The organism is Shewanella sp. SR43-4, from assembly GCF_014163845.1.
GTDB lineage: Bacteria > Pseudomonadota > Gammaproteobacteria > Enterobacterales > Shewanellaceae > Shewanella > Shewanella vesiculosa.
In genome coordinates this window covers 115,112-136,264 of the sequence record NZ_JACJEB010000011.1, presented here as the reverse complement: position 1 = coordinate 136,264, position 21,153 = coordinate 115,112, and the positions used below count along the sequence as shown (strand labels likewise).

Here is a 21,153-nt window from a genome sequence, read left to right as displayed (position 1 = left end):
GGTATTGAGTTGACGTCAATTAACGTCAACAAACACTCTACTGATGATTTACATTAGCTATTGGTTGAGTTAAAAATTGCTTTTTGCCGAACAAATACGCCCCATATTCTGGTGGCGAAATAGAGGGTGAAATCTTGCTTGCTATCTCATTGTCTAACCAAGGTGTTAGTGGTTCTGCTAATCCACCAATAATAGAAAAACGACTTGGGTTAAGAACAAATAGTTTTCGAGCAAGCTCGCTTATGTAATTTGCTCCATCTTGTACAATAGCGATTGCAACAGCATCACCATCCTGTGCGCACATCAATACGATACGAGCTAGCTTTGCATAAGCGCTAGATGATTGACCGGCGAGCTGTTCAACAATATCGATGGCATTTTTAGCGTTAAAATAATTCAGTAAGCTCTCGGTCAGCTTGCTTGAACATGCAAAACCGTCCAGAGCAAGTAACACGTGCTCAACCGCTTTTAAACCAAGCCATGCACCACTGCCTTTGTCACCTAATGCAAATCCATGCCCGCCTAAAATAATACTTTGCTGACCAACATGCGCATAACCACATGAACCAGTACCAGTAATAATAACCGCACCATCTTCACCGTGATGAGCACCAATACAGGCTGTATGCAAGTCAGTCGTAAGATACATGGCTTTAAATGGATGTTGCCACTGAATAATTTGCTGATAAAACTGGCCAACATTAACTCCTGCTAAACCAATACCAGCAACTAACTGATGGCAAGTGTCAGGTGCAAAACCGGCATCGACTAAAGCCAACTGTGATGACTCAATCATTGATTGAAACGTTTGCTCTAAACCATGTAGTGGATTGGCACGACCAGCCACTGCGGTGCCAAGTTGTTGACCGTCATCGGAGTAAATCGTGGCACGACATTTACTGCCACCGCCATCAATACCGATATAAAGTTGCTGTTCGTTAGGCTGTTTGTTACCCATGACTGTCCTCTTGGTATTCTGTTTAACGCTACTATTTTTGATAGTCATCAAGCCTGTTAATAAGTTAACGCCATGTTACACTAAAAATGACAACGCTGTCATTTAATTTTTAACAAAAAACACTAATAATCAACAAAAATGATATTTACATCATATTTAACAGGAGGTTGTATAACTAAATTGTCTGCTGATATTAGGGGGTAACACGTCGCCAGCGCATATGATACTGACGACGCGGGTGTCTACTGGTTTAACAATTAGTCTACACGCAGAGTTCGGCCTTTTCGCTTACCATTAGCGGCTACTGCTCTAACATCAACAGGGCGTTTCACCGCCACCGCCGAGGTATATACTTGCCAAGGCTTATCACCTTCCCGATATTCTATCTGTAAGCCAGGAAAAGCAATATTCGCACTTAATATGCCGTCCTTAATTACTGCACCAACGGTGGGAACACGATAATTAATACCTGCATTATCTAACTTTGCCAGTTCTTTATTGCCTAGGTGGTTGGCGATTTTTTGCCATTGACGTGCTTGCTGTTGACGCATTGTAGTAGTGAAATGATCTGTTGTTTGGTTATACACAGCCCCTGCGTATTGGTATGGCACTTCCCATTCAGGTTTATACCATGCTCGCTCTGCTAACATTAATAGTCGCGGATAAATCATATACTCAACGGTTTGATCACTGCGTAACGTTTCACTCCATATTTGCCCTTGTATACCGTAAACAGTTTCACCAGCCTTCATTGGGCCACTAGTTTGCTTGCCTGTATCGTCTAATTGAGGACGGTCATCGGCTTCAAAAGGTTGCCCTTCTATATCGAACCATTGTTCGGCATTAGCGGGTAAGTTACCTGGCATGAAGCTAAAAACATGATGGCTATTCAAGGCTCGAGTTCCCCAATAGTAACCATGTTCCTTTGGGTCAGCTTCATAGGGAAAATCAAAGTAAAGCACTTCAGGGTTGGACAATACCGTCGTCCAACCGTTATTAGCTTGTTGGTGAGCGCGTTGATAGCCTTTATGTGATACGAGATCCCAGACATTACTTTGAGAATGAGCAGGCATGCGGGCTGGACTCGTGTGGCTCATGCCATCACTCCAACCTGCTGGTTGAATACCTTTGTCGGCTAACATATTAGCGACACGTTCAATGAAATAAGCGCCAACATGATTGATATCAGTGACACCGTATTGGTTGCTCGCTATAAACGCTTGGCAAATAGGCGATTCAAGCCAAGCGCCTGCGGTTTCATCTGCACCGATATGATAGGTCTCTAACGGCTGCCCCGCTTGTTCATGTAATTTAGCGATTTCAGTAATCACTTTATCTATGAAACGGTAAGTAGACTCCATACAGACGTTTAATGTGTTGTCGTTGTAATACTGTACCGATGAATACTGTGTTGTATCGTTTGAGTCCGCTAATATGAACTCATTTGCCGCCTGTTTATCCGCTTTTGCCATCATATTTCGATAACGAACCTCCATCGATTTGATCGCTGCGCGTGAATGACCAGGCATGTCCATTGAAGGGATCACTTGAATTTGTCGAGCATTGGCGTACTTAATAATATCAATATAATCCTCTTTGCTATAGAAACCATTCACCTTAGTATCCGAAAAAGGCCCACTGCCTAGCTGTGGTAAAATACAACGAGTTTCAGACAAGTCGTGACAACGTTTACTACCAACATCGGTAAGTTCCGGTAAACCGTCAATTTCTAATCGCCATCCTTCATCATCGCCCATATGTAAATGCAGTTTGTTTAATTTATAAGCTGCCATTTGATCTAGCAAATCTAAAATAAACTGCTTACTGTGAAAATTACGAGACACATCAACGTGCATCCCTCGATAAACGTATCGAGGACTGTCTTTTATCTGCATAGGGTTAACGGTTAACGAGTCAATATTAAGTAATGAACTTAACGATGAAATACCATAGCTAAATCCACTAGCATTAGCGGCTTTAATGATCATATTTTGTTGATTAATAATTAACTCATAGCGATCTGTGCTTTGGTTATTGTCCTGAGATAATCGCTCGAATACTAACGGGACGCCTGCACTCGATTGCCTGACACCAATGCGCTCCAGGCGGGCTAATGCGGCTTGAATATCGTGCAGTTCAAGCTGCACATCGACCAGGTTTTGGCGACTAATATTAATACCTTGATGCAAGGATATCGCCTTGCCATTAGCAACAATAACTTGCGATTTGGGAGTCGGTAGTAATGAATCAACGCTTAAACTGGCATCGGCAGATACCGTATTATTTTGGGTAAACAGTATTTCCGGCTTAGCCCAGACTAATTTGTCTGTTGGGCTACGCTGATACTGTCTTTTAGCATCGGTAAATGCTTGAGCATAAGGTCGAACTTCCATATTGGTTTCAGGGTCTTGCTGTACACGAGTACTATTAATCACTTGCGGGGTCAGCTCTACACCTTGAGCATCGTTAGCCACAATATAGTAATTGGGCATGGCATCAGTTTCAGAGAGTTGCCACAATTCGCCACGAAAACGCAGTGTGTTGGCTTGTCCTGCATGAAAACCAGTAAAAGCGGCAGTAGGGGTTATTCGATGAAGATCACCTTTAATTTGCTCAATCGTAAACTCATCACTTAATACTGCTTGTACAGGTCGCATTTGGCTAAAGTAAATAGCCCAATCAGCTAGCAACATATCGTATGAACTGGTGAAATCAATCTCAGCAATAAAACAACGCTCAGTCGCTTTGGCACCTTCAGCACAGGCTTCGTCGGTTAAATTAGACACTAAGCGATATGTTACGCTCACGTCATCTGCAAATTTGGCTAAATCATCTTGACTCCAAGACTGCAAAGCCATTTCCGACATAGGCGCTGATGATTGTGATGGTGTGCATGCGACTAAGTAGAAAGACATAATTATGGCACTAAACGTCCAAGTTGTTTTCATTGCGTCCTCGTTATCATCTAGAAGTACAGCTAATTTACCGTTATCGGTTTAGCTAACTGACATAATTTTTAGTGTCAATTAGCCTTTATTTAATATCAGGTTACTTGCTTATTACCAGTAAAAAAGCTGGAACATAAATCGCTTAAGATATGCACCAGCCCATACTTTTTTCTTGGGAGAAAGTAAAAAGTATCTTAAGGGATAGTGATGATTCAACCTGAAGTGCCACTATCAAACATGAATGGGAGAGCTACTCCTCATCACGTTAAACTGAAACAACGTTACAACCGCCAATGACAACGCTGTCATACATAAGTTACCAATTTTAACCAATGAGATCCAGCTTTTTTACATTAGCCGACAAAAACAAACATAATTGTATTAACAACCATATATATCAATGCTTTAATAAAAAACCTGAGCGCCTTGATATACAAAATTTCAACTTCGATTTATGACAAACATGCTTGTTACAAATAAGATAAGGCTCTGTGCATCGTAAAATTCCCATAAACTCATAATCAAACTAAAGTTATCCCCCGCCGAATTTGTAGATTTGGCCTTTACTCCTGCTGAATATTATTTTTAACTAATGTTTTTGAATGTCGGTTAGTGTAGTTCGATAGGGGTTCATTATGCTCAGCGGCACAGATAAAACCAAAATGGCAAGTTTTATTGAGTTTTCTATTTTATGCAGCAGTTTTATTATTCATAACAGTACTCAAAAATTATAATAAATGACTGTTACAACATTCAGTAAAGCCCATTATTAAGCAATACTATGTTAATGGTACTGAATTTTATCGCAGTCTAGTGACTGCTTAGTTATTTGTTGGCATTAATGAATAGTGGCTATTTATCTGTTATTAAGGCGGAATGTTGGACTAAGTTATCCATTGTAACTGCATGATAGTGAGTATGTGAGTATGTGAGTATGTGAGTATGTGCACCGTATCGTCAGTGATTTTAGAACCCGCAACAATGGTAGATATTGAGGTGTTTTTTTAATCCGTTAAGCTGAAGTAACTATTTCGTTTAGAATGATATTAACAGGCATTATCATGCTAACTTAACTAAGTATGTTATCTAAAAATGGCGCCATTTAGGCGCCATTTTTATAATCAGTTGACTAGCGACCTAATACTTCCATGCGCGCAAGTCGATTAACTTGATTTAACGAGCCGAGATGGCCAAAAATAGGCCCTAAAATGCCACGTTTTTTTAGTTCTAAAAATGCCTCATCGGATAGCTGATTTAATTTTTGCTCGTCAATGAGATACAAGCCGTTAATATTACGTTTCTCGCCTGCAACATCTACGGTTAATGTTTGACTTACGAGTAATCCCTGCTCCGCTAAAAAGCCTAAGATGCCTCTTGTCGCTTGGTCTTGCTCATAATGGCTAATTAACTCTTGCTTACGAGCCTCTAAGAATGGGGTCTCTTTTTCCGCTTCAAATAGCGCTTGGCCTTCGGTAGTGCTGACATCTTTAGACTGCTCACGAATACCAATCCACACTTTGTCTTTTACGTCTGGATTCAACACTAAGCCAAGCGGATAGTCACGGATTACGGCAGGAATATATAAGCCTAACCACTTACCGTCTTTTACACTTAGGTTTTGGCCGGGTTTAAGACCGAGCATTGCCACCGATTGAAACTCACCGGTGTCACTATTTTTAACAAATACAATGGGGTACTCTGTCGCAGCACGGCCAATTTCATGTAAGGTCACAGGCACAATATGTTGTTCTGCTATATGTGTGTAATCACTAGAAACTATTTTGAGATCACTGTGTTTAGCTGGGTCGAGTAGAGTAATTTGGTTGGACATCTTGGCTCCTTTGGGTGCGGCTCTGTGCAGGTAATCGCGACGATAGATAAAACGATCACAGGTTGGTTATAACCTGTTTACAATAAATTAGTATTGAAACTACCAAGTTAACCAATTTTTACAAGCACGAATATAACGATTTTGCGCTTTAACTTACCACTTGCTTAAATATCCACCAGCAAATAGATTTGTCATCATATTTTCTGCAGACCATATTGATGTATTTTACTGAGTAACTCTCTGTGAGCAGGTAAGTGTTGGCATAACTGTTCGCTGTGCCGCCGAATCCTTGCAGCATGCTGTTTAGCGAGCACTAATGAGGACTCAGACATTGTTTTCTTGTATGTCAAAAATTTCATGCCATACAATACATACAGGTAATTTTCTACATTGAACACTTCAAACTTAGAAAATAGGTCTTCACTCAAGGGCACATACTCTTGCCATAACGCCAGTTTGTTACTTAATCCTGCCGGGATAGTCTGTGGGTCGCGATTATCTATCCAAAAATCTGAATCATTACGATCAGAAAGGCAATAATGCATTTTGGCAAACTCAACGACCCGTTCCCATGCATACGACATAGTCTGATTAAATCGCTCGGATAAACTTTCACATTGACGACTATCACTAGGAAAACGACTTGCCAAGTAACCTGCTGCAAAATCCGTTAGCATGATTGATGTTGCCTCTATGGGCTCTAAAAATCCTTGAGCCAAGCCTAAAGCGACACAGTTCTTAGCCCAAAACTGTTTACGGTAACCCACTTTCATTGGAATAGTGCGATACGAGTATTGATCTAATTGGCCACTGAGATACCGATTGAGCTTTTGTTCGGCTTGCTCATCATCGAGATGAGCACTTGAATACACTAACCCTACCCCACGGCGATTTGATAAAGCGATATCCCATATCCAACCAGCTTGATGAGCCGTTGCCTTAGTATAAGGGGGAATAATGGCATCAGGATCAGTTGGCACTTGCACAACAACGGCTTTGTTAACAAATAGCTCCTGAGATTTACCCACAAACGGAACCTTCAGTGCTTTTGCTAATAAGATTGAATCAAAACCACTGCAGTCGATATAAAAATCAAATTCCTGCTCGCCACATTTATCTAAAACCAATGATGCAATACTACCATCGAGGTGCAAACGGGTATCGATCACATTGGCTTTAACATGATTAACCGCAAATTTCTGTTTGGCATTTTCAGCTAACAACAAAGCAAACTTTGCTGCATTTAGATGATAAGCATAACCTTGTACGGCCTGATATTCTGGGGTTGTAATTAATTTAGGGGCAAGGTTTGCTTCGCAAACGTCAAATTGACTGGAGACTAACTGACTGTAAGCATCACTGGGATTTTGTAGCCATAACGAAGATAGATCATCTCCCATTGAACTCGGAGGGTCAAAAAGATGATGATAAAAATTATCTCTGCCATGACGATGACTATCAAGCCAATTTTGAAACTTAATCGACTGCTTAAATGTCACATCACAACGGGTAATAAACTCGGTTTCACTGATGCCAAAACTTTGTAATGTTTTACGGATCGTCGGTACGGTTCCTTCACCAACACCAATAGTTGGAATATCAGGGGACTCGATCAAAGTAATAGTAATATTTTGATTAAATAGCGCTTTTGCAAGATGATTGGCCGCCAACCATCCCGCAGTTCCGCCACCAACAATCGCAACTGATTGAATTTTCATATCACCTCTTAATCCAATAAAAAGCCCGGCAAATGCAGGGCTTTTAGTATATGACTCAATTAATCTATTAGATTAGATTAGAAACGGAATGCGACACCCACTTTATAGCGAGCTTCACCTTCAAAGCTCCACACTGGGTAGTCTGCTTTAAACTCAGCAATCACTTCAGAGTCTAGTGGTGCAACACCAGTTTGGATGCTGTCTTCTTCGGTTAAGTTAACAGCTTCAAACGTTATATCCATCCAATCTGTCACGCTGTATGTTGTGCTTAAATCAAGTGTGCCATAGTCTTCATGTTGACGGTTACCATAGAAGCCAGGTAATTCACGCATCATGTATTCGCTGCGCCAGTTATAGGCCAAGCGGGCTGAAAATGCATCCATCTCATAGTAACCGACTAAGTTAACTGTATGCTTAGACGAATCAGAGAACACACCCACTTGATCAGGGTAGTTTTCAGCAGGAGAACCTGCATCTGCATAAGTATAGTTAATAGAGTAACCTAAACCGTTTTCATATGAATCTTGAAGTTGCAATTCAAGACCTTCAATACGGCCACCGGTAGCATTGTATTTTTCACTTACCGTCCAGCAGTCATATACACCGACTCCACAAGCACTTTGGCCTTGAGCAGCAAGGTCATTATCGTTAATACCGATTTGTTGGTTTAACTTTTGACGAGTTGAAATGAATGAACTTACATCTTTAATAAAGTAAGTTGCTGCAGCTAAACCTGAATCACTGAAATACCACTCTAAACTTAAGTCGGCTTGAGTTGCTTTAAATGGGTCTAATGAAACAGAACCACGGTTAAGCTTCTCGTTACCAGGAGTACCATCGTTTAAACCCGGTAATGTTGACGTAGCAAATAGCTCTGCATAGTTAGGACGAGACATTACCTGTGATGCAGAAGTACGTAAAATCAGATCTGGAGCTAAATCAAACGCGACGTTTAAGCTTGGTAACACATCACTGTAACTAGCAGAATCTGTTGATGTTGCATCAGCAAACTGACCTGTAGAACTGAGTGCATAGTAGTCAGATTCAATGTCGGTAGAGATATAACGTAAACCAAAGTTACCACGAATGCCTTCAGACTCGAAGTTAGCCATTGCATACACTGATAGGTTTTTCTCGTTCAATGTACCGTAACCAGACTTGTCACGAGTAAAACCGTTAATTGCCGCTTTAGCATCGTTAATCATGTTATCAAAGTTTGGCTTAGGCAAAGTAAAACCAGCACCCGAGCTCATTGTGCCGTCAAAATAATAAGAGGCATCATGAACGGCGATATCACCAACGATTGCTGCATCAGTTTGTTGAGTCACATCGTGGTCAGCATAACGAATACCTGTTTTGATTGACGAAATGGCCCCTAAATCTGTTGGCACTGTCACATCAAACTGGGCATAGGTTTCTTCGTCGGTATTAGGCTGTTTCTTTAATGCCCAACCCGCGCCAGATAATTGGCCATTGTAGTCTTCAGCACTAAAGTTTTTATTAGCGATATCGATGTCAATGATATTGCCCGTTGCATCATAGTGGCCAGCAAAATCTGAAGGCTTACCGATTGAGTTACCGTAGTTAGAGGTTAAACTGGTACCACCATCTGCCTTGGTATTACCGATGCTACCTTCAATTTTGAAATTTTCATTATCATAAGCGAAATTGAAATCAAGGGTATCAGAAGTCATTTCAGCTTCTCGAGCCCAAGTTTGGTTCCAAGCGAAAGCATCCACACCAGTATGAGTAATATCTGTACACACACCCGCAGCGTTAGTTTGATTACAAGTGCTAACACCTTGCTGAGTTGGGAATAAGAAAATGGATGTGTTGGCATTATCAGCCTTTAGACTTAAACCTGTGTAGGTTAAGCCAAACTCTAATGCATCATTAGCACGGTATTGCGCGGCGACGTTTAACGCAGTGCGTTCACGGTCTTGTTGGAAGGTAGAAGGAACAATTTCACCCCAACCTAGCAAGGTTTCAATACCATTACGCTGATACTGGGTGTTCGCACCAGCACCAGAGATTAAGAAACCGAAGTTTTCGTTTTCATTTTTCCAGCTATATAGGCCAGATAATTCAGGATCAGTTTCTTCTGAAATCGTGCCATAGTCACCTTTGGCACTTAAAAATACTGTGTTTGACTCTAAGTCTAATGGCTTACGAGTCTTAACGATTACCGTGCCACCGATACCACCTTCAGGTAAATCAGCTTGCGAAGATTTATACACTTCGATACCACTGATCATTTGCGGTGGTAGTAACGAATAGTTAAAACTACGGTCAATGGCTTGCTGATCAAACCAACCAGTAGATGCAACTGAATGTCCGTTTAACAATGTGCTAGTCAATTGGCTCGAGGCACCACGAATAGACACCTGCTGACCTTGACCAAACTGGCGGTTTACTGCAACCCCAGGGATACGACCTAATGACTCACCGACATCGCCATCAGGAAACTTACCAATATCTTCTGCCGTTACTGAATCCACTACAGAATTAGCAAAACGTTTTTCGTTAATTGAAGCTTTCATGGAGGCACGCATCCCACGAACTTCAATTTTTTCAATGTTATCATCAACAGTAATTTCTTCTGCTGCAATAGCACCCACTGACACTATACTGCCAAACAGAATCGCAATTTGAGTAGCAAGTACATTTTTTTTAAAGATAGATGGTCGCATCTTTTTCCCCTTCCATAACTTTATTATCGTTTTTGAGTTCATAACCATTCCCTAGGAATGACAACGCTGTCATGTCTGGAGCAAACATTACACAAAAATTAACAATGACGCCACAAAAAAATAACCGTTCCTGCTAATTCATTAATTTTTTTGCTAGATAAACAACCTAAAAAAAATAACAAATCATTAAAAAACATTTATATAGATAGGAAAATGATTTTAGACAGTATGTATTTTTAATTGTAATAAATGCCGTAATATGAGTAGAAATGAAATTGAGGATTGCCAATTTATACAAAAACTCGCACTATTAGCAGACAAATAACCCATTTAATGTTGCGGCAATTTGCCTTGTTGAGTGGTGTTTCGCCTGAATGAAGAGTCATTTCTGACATGAAAGTAACGATTAACGACGTCGCAAAATATGCCGGCGTATCGATAAAAACTGTTTCACGGGTGACAAATAAAGAACCCTCAGTAAAACAAGCCACCATTGATAAAGTAAACCAAGCGATAACAGCATTAAATTACCAACCGAATTTAGCAGCAAGAAATTTAGCGAGCACTAGCTCGTATGTTATTGGTTTTATTTACGATAACCCCAATGCGTATTATGTCATTGATATGCAAAACGGTATTTTATCTGCCTGTAAAGACAGAGGATTTGAATTACTTATTCATCCATGTAATGCAAAATCCGAGACCATTTGTGATGAGCTGACCACTATGGTTAAGCATGCTAGATTGGCAGGGTTGGTACTTACACCACCGATGTCCGAAGACCCTAATATTTTGGCAGCCTTAGACCAAATAGGTGCTAATTACGTTAAAATTATTGCTGGTGAAAAGATCATCAATAGTAACGGATTGACGGTATTGGTTAATGACCAAAGAGGTGCGGTTGAAATTACTCAACATCTTATTGATTTGGGCCATAAACACATTGCATTTCTTAGTGGTGATTTACAACATGAATCAACAAAAGAGCGATTACTTGGATTTAAGAAAGCGTTAAAAAACAACTCTCTAATTCTAAATACTGATTGGGTGCTTGAAGGGGAATACTCATTCGAGTCCGGTTTAGCTGGTGCAAATAAACTCATTGCTATGGCTAAACGGCCGACTGCAATTGTTGCCTGTAACGATGAGATCGCCGCTGGAGCATTATTTGCAGCGCGCTTAGCTGGACTCGATATTCCAACAGAACTATCTATTGTCGGTTTTGAAGATAGCCCATTCTCTCGTCAAACATGGCCTAAATTAACCACAGTCCATCAACCCAATATCGAAATTGCTCAAATTGCGACGCAACTGTTAATTGATAAACGCAAAAATCAAACAACTGAAACGTTCAGATGCTTTACTCCAACACCGGTTATTCGTAACTCAACAACCTCGCCTACATAACACCAGAAAGCCTCTATCAATAGAGGCTTTCTGGTGTTTATCAACATAAACTCGTTTAATGTAACTTAAGTTTAGGACGTTGCCAGCGCAGTAGTTTTTGCGCAATACGATATACTGAGGCCGAGAACCAGCCATATAAACTGGCTAAATGACGCTGATAAAGCGAAATATACATCAAACGCGCGATATGACCTTCAACAAAAAAGTCTCCTGAACGTAGACTGCCCATTAAATTACCCACTGCTGAAAAACGACTAAGTGAAACCAATGAGCCATAGTCCTTATACACGAAAGGCTTTTCTGGTTGTTGTTTCATCTTCAAGCAAATATTGGCATAAAGGCAATCGGCCATTTGGGCTGCCGCCTGGGCTCTTGGTGGCACAGGTTTACCTGATGGTAAAATAAGTTGCGCACAGTCACCTAAGGCGTAAATATCATCAATGCCTTTAACATGCATACAATCATCTACATCAATTTGATTACGGGGAGTGATCGGAAGTTGAGTAAAGTGTTCAAAAACTTTCGGACCTTTTACGCCTGCTGCCCATACTTTAATGTTGGCTTTGATAGTCTCGCCAGTCGCTGTAACGAAACCTTCTTTAGTGACTTCTTTAACCTGCACACCTAAATGCAATTTAACGCCTAACTTTGACAGTACAGTTTGTGCTCTTGTACTGACTTGCTCTGGTAATTGCGGGAGGATTTTGCTTGATGCTTCAATTAAGTTTATGTCTAAATGATCTTTAGAAATATTTTGGTAGCCATACTCTCTTACTGATTCAATAACATGATGAAGTTCAGCTGCAAGCTCAACGCCTGTGGCGCCAGCTCCTACAATACCTATACCTAACTGGTCTTGGGTTTCATTAAGCTGTAATAGTGCATCCATGAGCTTATGATGAAACAGATTAGCACTATCTAAGCTGTCTAAGAAAATACAATGTTTTTCAGCGCCTGGTGTATTAAAGCTATTTGAAACGCCTCCCAATGCTAAAACAAGCGTATCATATTCAATATTGCGCGCAGCAATAATGATCTCACCTTCATCGTTGTACACTGGAGCCAGCTGGATTTGTTTGGTATTCGGATCACATTGATCAATAGCGCCACGAATATACCGGTAACCGTTCTTTAAACCGTGATCTCGATACTGTAGCCCTTCAATTGATTGATCAATGACACCAACTGCCACTTCGTGCAATTTGGGCTTCCAAATGTGAACGGTATTTTTATCTATTAAACTAATATCAACTAACGGGTTTTTACCAAATTTTCGTCCCAATTTTGAAGCCAACGCTAACCCTGCCGCCCCACCACCTACGATAACAATTCGCTGAACCATACATTACCTCAGAGATACCTTATTCCAACAACTTAACTACAAAAATATACACGTATAAAAAAAGGCCCTTATGGGCCTTAAACTGCTTCTTCATTTTCTTCGCCGGTACGAATACGAATAACACGCTCTACATCGGTTACAAAAATTTTACCATCACCAATCTTTCCGGTTCTAGCAGTATCAACGATGACATCGATTGCACGCTCTAAAAGCTCATCTTGAATAACGAGCTCGATTTTTACTTTAGGTAAAAAATCCACCATGTATTCTGCACCACGATAGAGCTCTGTATGACCTTTTTGACGGCCAAAACCTTTAACTTCAGATACTGTCATACCCGTAATGCCAATTTCAGCAAGTGACTCACGCACATCATCAAGTTTAAACGGTTTAATAATCGCTTCGACTTTTTTCATTAAATACTCCTGTCATCGCTAATTTGTTGATTAACCCAACTCGGTATAAGAGATGAGATAAATCGATATAAAGATCGCTTCACGTCTGCAATATAAAACTCACTATTTGTGTTGCTACAGTTATTTGCACGCTAATACATGGCAAAGACTGTTTGAAAATTATTTTTATCCTTTGCAGAGGATGATTAAGCATATGTCCTAATTACAGTTTATATGCTTGCTAACGTCATTCAAATATCTTACTTGAAAGCGCTGCTAATTGTCGCGGCTATTTTACGTATTTATGAAAAGATATTTCGCAGCAAATTCGCTGTTCATTTTCTATACTAACTTAATCTTGCTGCAGGACGCAGCTGACAACGTTTAAGGATGAACAACGATGAGATTTTCTATTCAAGAAAATGGCTTCAGTTTGATTGAAGTTATTATCACCACGCTAGTCGCTTCAATTATGTCATTGATAGCTATCCCCCCATTAAATGACGTGATTGAACAAATCAGAGCCAGAAGTACTATTCAAGTTATTCAACAAACCATTCAATTAGGCCGAAATATGGCCATAAGTTATGGCTCAAGGGTAACGGTTTGCCCTTTAGTTGAAAACGTGTGTTCTGAGGATTGGAGTCTTGGGCTAAGTGTTTTTATTGACCAAGGTGAAAAAAACCAACTTGATGCGAATGACCAACTACTCCAACAGACATCACCGTTTAATGAAAATGATTATATTAGATATAACCGCCCGGCGATCCGCTTTCAACCTGATGGACTTGCCTCTGGCACTAATGGCACATTAACTTATTGCCCTGGAAAGGTTGATAGTGAATATGCAAAAGCTGTTATTGTTAATCAAGCTGGGAGGGTAAGGATATCAAAGAAGAAAAATATAACATGCAAACTTTAGCGAATCGTAAAATGACAAATTTACACGTAAGAAATTGATTGCGACAGATGTCCGCAAATAGTCAATAAAACACTGTTATTCAGGTTGTGCTTGGTTATACTCTTGCTTATATGGCAGAGGACTCTTGCATGAAAAAAATACAATCTGGATTTACCCTAGTAGAATTGATGGTCACTGTTGCAGTTGCTGCAATACTGTTAGCAATTGGAGTGCCTTCGCTGACCAGCCTTTATGAAGGTATTCGAGCAAGAAGCGCTATCAGTACAATTGAATCATCATTTGTATTTGCGCGTAGCCAAGCAGTTAGTTATGGCAGTAGAGTCTCAGTCTGCCCAATGGCATCGACATCATGTGGCAGTGACTGGACCAAGGGTTTTAGCATATTCATTGATAATGGCACTATTGGCACTATGGATACAACCAATGGTATTGCTGATGTAGTATTACGCAAGGTAGATGCATTTAACAGTAACGATATTATTAAATCAGATTTATCACGATACAGTTTTAACCCTGATGGTATGGTGGCGAATGGCAACAGCGGCACTTTGCGTTATTGCCCTAGCACTGCAGACAACAATTCTTCTGAGGCCATAAGTATGAACTCTTCAGGTAGGATTTCTAAAATTAGTGGTACCGTAACCTGTAGCTAGTAAAAAGGGCTTATAATCGTAAGCCCCCTTAAAACTAAAAAATCAATCGTCTAAGTCAGTTCTTTGCTCATCAAGGTGCCGAACAAACTTATCTTTAAACTTTTTATCTTCTGTAATGCATTCAATAACACGCTTAACCATTAAACGTTCATTAGTTACCGTTGCAACAGAATTTGCTAGTAGTCGGCTTTGTTCTTCTATAAGCAAATTAGGATCCCAACTAAATACAGCAACATTTGGTCCATTAGCCGTTTCAACATGGCATTTAAAAGTCGACAGTGACGAATAAGTACTCTGTTCAGCAGTAGAGTAAAAACTAGTCGATATTAACAAAACAACTAAACCTGTAATTATTTTCATTACCAACACTCCGTAGGTGACTTGGTACCTGTTGAGGTTAACGATATCGTTGCACAAGCGGAATCACGTGTTGCTTGTACACCAACAGCTGTTGCTGTCACGGTGTAATCATCCCCACTCAAAGTTGTATCAACCTTATAATAGGTATTTTCAACAATCCAAGGATCTGCTTTCAGCCCAAGTTTAGTCATATCAGTTGCAAAGCTTCGATGATCTAAATAATATTGTTCTTGCAAATTAGCAACATGCATAACGCCAGCTAAACCGTCGGCACGCGCCCCCTTAGCAACAAATTGAGTGTAATTAGGGTATGCAATTGAAGCTAAAATACCTACAATCACAACGGTAATCATCACCTCAATTAATGTGAATCCTTGCTGGTATTTCATTACATTTTTACTCATTCTATTCATCTACATGGTAATAAATTTTATTGACTTTTAAACCGCCACGAACACACTTGTTGTCACCATCAGCACATCCATCATCTGGACCTGGTTTAAGCTTAACAAATAACTCACTGCCTGCACCTACCAGATACATATATCCATCCTCACTAGAACTATGGGGCGGAATAATTACCTGCGGAGTATCTGGAATAGTATAGCCAGTTTCATAACTTGTCTGAGAGTATGAACGAGTCCCTTTATGTAAATCAAATCCATAGATACGCCCCTGACCAGTAACTAAACATTGATTAGTTGATTGTGCTGTACCTGGTTCATAAGAAGTGAAAAACACCCGCCCTTGGATAATAGTGCCTGCGGATAAGCTTTTTTCCCCGGTGCCTGGAAAGCTATAATACCAACCTCTTTTAGTACCAAAAGCAATATTTTGTGCTTCGGTGCTTGGCGGAGTGGTTGTTACATCATAAAGATCATTAATGGTTAATGCAGCGGGGATTTCTTTACCCGTTGCCCCCGTAAATGACTTTGTAAGAATATTACGATCTTGCAACACAAAAAACTTATCATTTCGAGCTTTGTCTAATGGATGTGGTCTGTGACCAGAGCCTACAACCACAGCATCATATGGAATATTTTGATAAGCATTTGTTTTTGTGGTTACCCCTGATACGGTTGATGTTACTTCTGATATATTATTAAAATAGGTTTGCACAACCGTCGGTTCCGCAAAGAAACGACGATCAGTTGCCTGAGTATCACCACCTAAACTGGCAAATTTAAACGCTGTCCACGGATTAGTTGAATCACTTGGGTTTGCTGTCGGTAAGTCCATTCGCCAAATATTGGCTCCAGTATCTGTTGCGTATATACGATCAGTCAATCTGTCATTATTACTATCAAGAACTGCGACACTATTTGGGATACTATCAACAATACCGGCCATTTTTGTCATTCCAGTCCCGCTTGCTGGACCGAATTGATGCACTAATGCGCCAGTGTCAGCATTGACAACGAATACTCCACGACCTTTTGTATCATCAGAACCAACAGCAGAGCTATCTTTGGTAGATGGAGAATAACCTGCACCGAAAATAAGCACTGGTGATGCTGTGCTCGCTGAAGTATTACCACTTGGCACACCTGGAATAAAAGTAACAATAGGCTCAGCCCAAGTTTGACCAAGCTCAGCCATACCTGCAGAACTTGAGTCTATTTTCCACTTAAAAGAAGGTGAGTCGGGATTAGTAATATCAAGTGCATAATATGACTGACCACCACGTCTCATCCCGATAAATAAATAAGCTTTTTGTATTGCGCCCGAAGCAGACCGTTTTACATATGTCACAGGTGGCGTATCCATTCCATATACAGAATGAACCCCGGTTGGCACATTTGCCCTAAGCTCACGTAAATTGGGCAATAATTCATAGGGCATAAATCCCCAAGACTCAGTTACGGTATCACCAGCATCCTTAAACATGTGTACAAAGCCAGCGTTAGTTCCAACTATAATCCGTAAATCAGGTGAGCCTGCAGTACCATAATTGATAGCAAGTGGCTTAGAATGTAGAGGATCGCCCATAATATCAACACGCTTATCGATTTTTGAACCATCGGAATCTTCATCATCGACATCGACACCTTTAGCCCAATCAAACAAACCAGATAACTCAGTTTTATCTACCCCCATAAATAAAGCTAATTTGTCTTCGTTACCAATATTTGGAATGTTTATGGCAGTATTCTTTGTGAAATCTGTCAATGCTCCACCACTGCCAAAATTTCCCAAAAGCTTACGATTCGCGGTAACTTGCAGCACTGATGACGCTCCACCAATATCAACATTATTACCATCACCGCCGGAGCTTGTCGCATCACAAATAGATTGTAATGTCCAATATGAGCATGCTGAATTTTTTAAGCTCCCTGTGGCATCAAGTGCTGGATTACCATTTTTATCGACAATATCTCCAGACTTGGTAACTTTGAATTTTTTAAGGTTGCCTAACCAACGGGGGCCCTTGTTCGGTAAAAACATCGCATAGTAAACAGAGTCTAAACTCTGAGTACGGTCAAAGTTATTACTGGCAATAGAGGGAGAGGTAAAACTTGAATTAACTTCTAATATGTTTGAGAAAATCTTTTGTAATGCACCTTGAAGCGCTTGAGCACTTTTTGCAGAATAATAGTCACCGCCACCTCTTTTAGCTGTTTCTTTAAGTATAGGTGCGGCACTATCAGCCCCATCACTAAAACCAATGGTATAAGTAGTAATTAACTGATCACCCGTTATATTTGGATTGACATCATTTTTATGCATCCAACCAGCTAAAGCGGGAAGATAGTTACTAGCGTACCTATCAGATGTTTTCAAACCAGATAGTTTTAACACCTCACTGTCAGCATCGGTATCAGATGTCGGCTCACCGTCGGTAACATAGATAATATAAGCATCATTTTGACATTGTTTACCCACAAAAGGTGAAGTATATTTACCATTCACTTCTATCGTGGTATCTCTCAACGGAATTCGAGTTGGATCATCATTACCATAATAAACACCTCCACCAGCAAAATATCGATAGGCTTCATACAGATTTTCACACAACGGAGTATTACCGCCAGGTGATAATGACGAGATGGTAGTTAATAACCGCTCTTTGGTTGCATTAGTGGTGGTTGAAATACCATAAACAATCCGTCCACCATTACGATTATTACTATTATAGTTAAATACACTTAACCCAAAATCAACGCCAGGAGTCGTAACAATAGTATCTTCAATTACTCGTTGTGCCACCGACATGCGAGAATAGTTATGCTTACTCTTCGTCGAATTGTACCAATTTATATATTTTTCGGTATAAATCGTGATGGGCTGACCAATACCAAAATTGGTCAATTTAGATTTAGCAATCGCGTCATCGATTTCAGACTGAGTTGATGAGTTATTAATTGGGGTATACATAACCGGTGCAGCACTGGTGCCTAAACCATCAACAGGAAAACCATTTTGAACCCCAGGATTTTTGTAACTTTGTTCCGCTATATCCTCATAACAGTCTATGATAGAAACAGCACTACCATCCGTTAATGGTAATTCTTCCCAAGCACCACTTTCACCAGTATATCGATGCTCGCGTAGAAAGCCGGTAAACATCCCATAGTTAATCAAATACTCTTGAGAGGTAGCGCACATATTTACCGAGTTTTTAAATGTTTGTTTACTTGCCGAAGTTGGTATGTTTGTACTGCTTCTTGTATAGAATAGATTGGTATTATTGGTCAGTTTGGTACCACTATTATTCACATCCTCATTACCTCGAGGATAAGAGTCTTCAGTATAAAAGTTATTCCCCATACTTCCTGATGTATCGAAAATAATCAGCACTTGTGGTCTCGCGCCTGATCTAGCTGAAGCTTCAAATACATATAACTCAGTATCATCAGCAAAACTGATTGATGAGTAAACCAAAATAGCAAATAGTAATGCCGACTGTAATTGTTTAAAAATCATGACTAGCTCCCCCCCATAACTTCTTTTTCTACACCGACAACCACAATAACTTGCCCCATATTACTGCGGCCAAATGTTGCGGCACTTGATATTTCGACTCGACGACAAAAGATACCTACAGTAGGCGTAATGCTTGGTTGACAATCTGTATCACCATCAGCCAAAGGAGTTAATGTACTTGACACCCCTAAATCATTATCGACAGTGGTTAACACCGCAGTCATTGTAGCCATAACGTCTGAATTGGCTAAAATAGCTTTGTCTTGAGCACCTTGTGCTGATGCCATAGCATCTATACGTTCAGCTCCGGCACCAGCCATTCTTAATGACTGCGTAGAATTAACCGCTAAAGCGACACCAATAATTGTCATCAACACCAATATAATTAAAGAGAAAAATAGCACAATACCTTGCTGTTTTTGATAAGATTTTATCATATTGTTACCTTAAAGGTTTTTCACTATTTGGACCATAATATTGGCCCGAATCCATATTTTTACTAGTTATTAAGTATACGGTTTTCTAATACAATCGTTGTTGAAACAATTTTACGACGATAATTATCTTTTAATGGGCCAATTTTTTTATCACCGAGTTGATACGTTGTGTCATTGGTATAACTGCGATCTTTATCACTTGAACGAACTAATAAAAAAACTTTTAAAGAGACGATTTCATTGTCATTATCCCACATTAATGTGGTCACATTTTCTGCGGGCATATAGCTATCTGCAGTTCCGTCAGCATTGTTATCGACACCATACAGTACTCGCATATTTTCGATGCCTTCAACTAGCTGCTCCTCATTATTCATACCATTATTTATCGACAATGTACGTCGTCTTAGTACCGGAATGTCACCATCATCACGAATAAAATAGACATGATGTTGATATTCCCAATTCCGACTATTTGCAAGCCCTGGCGCGGCAGCATTGCCATCAAAAAAAACGATAGCTTTTAAAGTAGAGGCTACGTAATAACGAGTAGCTGTTAGAAAGGTTGCTGGCGGGCCAATTAAACGCTTAATTTGAATCACATCGGTTTTACTATTAGGAGAGATACAAGCTAAAGATTGAGGGCTCACGCCCTGTTCATAACCCCATAGGTAACGAAAACCTATAGGCTGAGCATTGGGAAAACTAGCATTGTTTAAACCTGCGCCAACACAGTCATTTGTTACGACTGTTGAACTAACAGTAATATTACCTGGAGTTCCAGTTAAGTCGCCCATAAAACCTAATTGGCTAAGGTCTCGCTCCAATATAGCTAATGCGATACGCCCATTTTCTTGCAGTTGGTTAAATTGACTAGTGGTTGTGACATTACTGGAAGACATACTAAACATGGTAAAAAGACCAGCCGTTAAAAATAGACTAATCAACATTGCGACCATTAATTCAACGAGCGACAAACCTCGTTGCTTATCAAATAAAATTATCATCTTATAATCGCCGTATTAACGACGAATGTACGTCGTCGATCACTACTAGAACCACATCCTTTAACAAAACTCGTTTGCCCCTCAGCACCATCAGATGAAGCTCGGACGCCTTTCCACGTTATGGCAACGATAACATTATTCGCGCCATCAACAGCGATGCAAGCTGTAGGTGAATCCAAACCGCCGACATTTGTATTGTCTGACGACTTTTCACTTGTGCCTAAAAATGCACGCTCCCATTGAAACAAGTCCCAATTTCTAGTTTCAATATTGGTGCAAATAACGTTTGCACCCACAGCAACATCACAAGATTTTGCCGATGCAATCGTACTACCAGTATAGGTACCATTGTAAGTGGCTAATTGACTACTATTGATACGCATTCGATTAATAATATCATTGGCATAATACGAAGCTTGAGTTTGCTGAAAAGACTCAAAACTGCCTTGTTTAGAAATAATATGAAGATTAAAAATGCCAATAAGGCCTATCACCAGAATAACCAGTGAGACCATAACTTCAATCAAGGAAAATCCATTCCTTTTAGGTGACATAAGCGTC

At 40.1% G+C, this 21,153-nt stretch carries 16 protein-coding genes; 3 read left to right on the top strand and 13 right to left on the bottom strand.

Translation table 11 applies throughout. The features are described from left to right. Positions 1-37 precede the first annotated feature (37 nt). From nagK to H5123_RS14035, 5 genes are all read right to left on the bottom strand, one after another. Entirely contained in the window at positions 38-958 is a 921-nt protein-coding gene (gene nagK, locus H5123_RS14055; protein ID WP_124017165.1) for an N-acetylglucosamine kinase, read from the bottom strand. A 257-nt stretch (positions 959-1,215) separates the two neighbouring features. Then, a complete protein-coding gene (locus H5123_RS14050; protein ID WP_182698354.1) occupies positions 1,216-3,906 on the bottom strand; it encodes a family 20 glycosylhydrolase in 2,691 nt (896 codons plus the stop codon). A 1,129-nt stretch (positions 3,907-5,035) separates the two neighbouring features. Then, positions 5,036-5,737: a SapC family protein gene (locus H5123_RS14045; protein ID WP_124017163.1), complete on the bottom strand. Its 702-nt coding sequence runs from the start codon at positions 5,735-5,737 to the stop codon at positions 5,036-5,038. A 194-nt stretch (positions 5,738-5,931) separates the two neighbouring features. Then, positions 5,932-7,455 (bottom strand): tryptophan halogenase family protein, encoded by a 1,524-nt coding sequence (locus tag H5123_RS14040; RefSeq protein WP_182698353.1) that lies wholly within the window; start codon positions 7,453-7,455, stop codon positions 5,932-5,934. Between the two features lie 77 nt (positions 7,456-7,532). After that, positions 7,533-10,145 (bottom strand): TonB-dependent receptor, encoded by a 2,613-nt coding sequence (locus tag H5123_RS14035; RefSeq protein WP_124017161.1) that lies wholly within the window; start codon positions 10,143-10,145, stop codon positions 7,533-7,535. 393 nt (positions 10,146-10,538) lie between these two features. Between H5123_RS14035 and H5123_RS14030 the strand changes: the two genes are divergently transcribed. Further along, the gene (locus H5123_RS14030) at positions 10,539-11,552 is read left to right on the top strand and encodes a LacI family DNA-binding transcriptional regulator (protein ID WP_182698352.1); all 1,014 of its coding nucleotides are present in this window, start codon (positions 10,539-10,541) and stop codon (positions 11,550-11,552) included. A gap of 55 nt (positions 11,553-11,607) precedes the next feature. Here the strand turns inward: H5123_RS14030 and H5123_RS14025 are convergent, their stop codons facing one another. Continuing rightward, positions 11,608-12,894 (bottom strand): NAD(P)/FAD-dependent oxidoreductase, encoded by a 1,287-nt coding sequence (locus H5123_RS14025; RefSeq protein ID WP_182698351.1) that lies wholly within the window; start codon positions 12,892-12,894, stop codon positions 11,608-11,610. A gap of 77 nt (positions 12,895-12,971) precedes the next feature. Further along, positions 12,972-13,310, bottom strand: a complete 339-nt coding sequence (glnB, locus tag H5123_RS14020) for a nitrogen regulatory protein P-II (protein WP_124017158.1) — start codon at positions 13,308-13,310, stop codon at positions 12,972-12,974. 379 nt (positions 13,311-13,689) lie between these two features. On the opposite strand from glnB, the gene H5123_RS14015 reads away from it, so the two are divergent. After that, complete coding sequence (locus H5123_RS14015; protein WP_182698350.1) at positions 13,690-14,211, top strand: GspH/FimT family pseudopilin; 522 nt, start codon at positions 13,690-13,692, stop codon at positions 14,209-14,211. 128 nt (positions 14,212-14,339) lie between these two features. Continuing rightward, the gene (locus tag H5123_RS14010; RefSeq protein ID WP_182698349.1) at positions 14,340-14,864 is read left to right on the top strand and encodes a GspH/FimT family pseudopilin; all 525 of its coding nucleotides are present in this window, start codon (positions 14,340-14,342) and stop codon (positions 14,862-14,864) included. A 42-nt stretch (positions 14,865-14,906) separates the two neighbouring features. Here H5123_RS14010 and H5123_RS14005 read toward each other — a convergent pair whose 3' ends face one another. From H5123_RS14005 to pilV, 6 genes are all read right to left on the bottom strand, one after another. After that, positions 14,907-15,224 carry a TapY2 family type IVa secretion system protein gene (locus tag H5123_RS14005; protein WP_182698348.1) on the bottom strand — a complete coding sequence of 106 codons (318 nt, stop codon included), beginning with the start codon at positions 15,222-15,224 and terminating at the stop codon, positions 14,907-14,909. Continuing rightward, complete coding sequence (locus tag H5123_RS14000) at positions 15,224-15,628, bottom strand: type IV pilin protein (protein WP_273057702.1); 405 nt, start codon at positions 15,626-15,628, stop codon at positions 15,224-15,226. Before H5123_RS14000 ends, H5123_RS14005 begins: the two co-directional genes overlap by 1 nt. A 1-nt stretch (position 15,629) precedes the next feature. Next, positions 15,630-19,148 carry a pilus assembly protein gene (locus H5123_RS13995; RefSeq protein ID WP_182698347.1) on the bottom strand — a complete coding sequence of 1,173 codons (3,519 nt, stop codon included), beginning with the start codon at positions 19,146-19,148 and terminating at the stop codon, positions 15,630-15,632. 2 nt (positions 19,149-19,150) lie between these two features. After that, complete coding sequence (locus H5123_RS13990; RefSeq protein ID WP_182698346.1) at positions 19,151-19,585, bottom strand: PilX N-terminal domain-containing pilus assembly protein; 435 nt, start codon at positions 19,583-19,585, stop codon at positions 19,151-19,153. A gap of 62 nt (positions 19,586-19,647) precedes the next feature. After that, complete coding sequence (locus H5123_RS13985; RefSeq protein ID WP_182698345.1) at positions 19,648-20,592, bottom strand: PilW family protein; 945 nt, start codon at positions 20,590-20,592, stop codon at positions 19,648-19,650. Continuing rightward, positions 20,589-21,146, bottom strand: coding sequence for a type IV pilus modification protein PilV (gene pilV / locus H5123_RS13980; protein WP_182698344.1), 558 nt, complete (start codon positions 21,144-21,146; stop codon positions 20,589-20,591). The genes H5123_RS13985 and pilV overlap by 4 nt, the downstream gene beginning before the upstream one ends. Between the last annotated feature and the right edge of the window lie 7 nt (positions 21,147-21,153).